This window comes from Streptococcus cristatus, assembly GCF_001588905.1.
Taxonomy (GTDB): domain Bacteria; phylum Bacillota; class Bacilli; order Lactobacillales; family Streptococcaceae; genus Streptococcus; species Streptococcus cristatus_N.
Map to the genome: position 1 here is coordinate 1 of NZ_LAWH01000093.1, position 407 is coordinate 407.

Consider the following 407-nt stretch of genomic DNA (forward strand, 5'->3'; position numbering starts at 1 on the left):
CGCAAGACTGTGATTCTTCAAGTGTAACCTCCTCTCAAATCAGCGATATCAAACGTACCATTCCGTGAAACACCGGGGTATCTGTTTGGTGGAACCTGATTAGAGGAAACTCAAAGAGTGCTATGGTATGGTGACGGAGTGCGCTGGTCAAGAGTGTAAAAGCTTTTTGAACAGAGAGCATTTCCGGCAGCAGAGAGACCTGAAAAAGCAATTTTTCTGGAATTTCAGCTGTTTCCAAACTCAATAAGTATCTTCTAGCAAGAGGGAATGGGTGGGAAAAAAAAAAGAGATTTCGGTTTCTTTCTTTTTTACTGCTTGTTGCTTCTTCTTTTAAGATAGTTATCTGGTTGATCCTGCCAGTAGTCATATGCTTGTCTCAAAGATTAAGCCATGCATGTCTAAGTATA

The 407-nt window shown here is 40.8% G+C and carries 1 protein-coding gene; it reads right to left on the bottom strand.

The genetic code is table 11. From position 1 onward, the window contains the following. Positions 1-34 precede the first annotated feature (34 nt). Positions 35-367: a hypothetical protein gene (locus A0765_RS10800; protein WP_002282990.1), complete on the bottom strand. Its 333-nt coding sequence runs from the start codon at positions 365-367 to the stop codon at positions 35-37. Positions 368-407 lie beyond the last annotated feature (40 nt).

What these genes read in the sequence shown, in the direction of transcription:
- A0765_RS10800 (WP_002282990.1), bottom strand. Translation starts at nt 367, where the DNA reads ATGACTACTGGCAGGATCAACCAGATAACTATCTTAAAAGAAGAAGCA.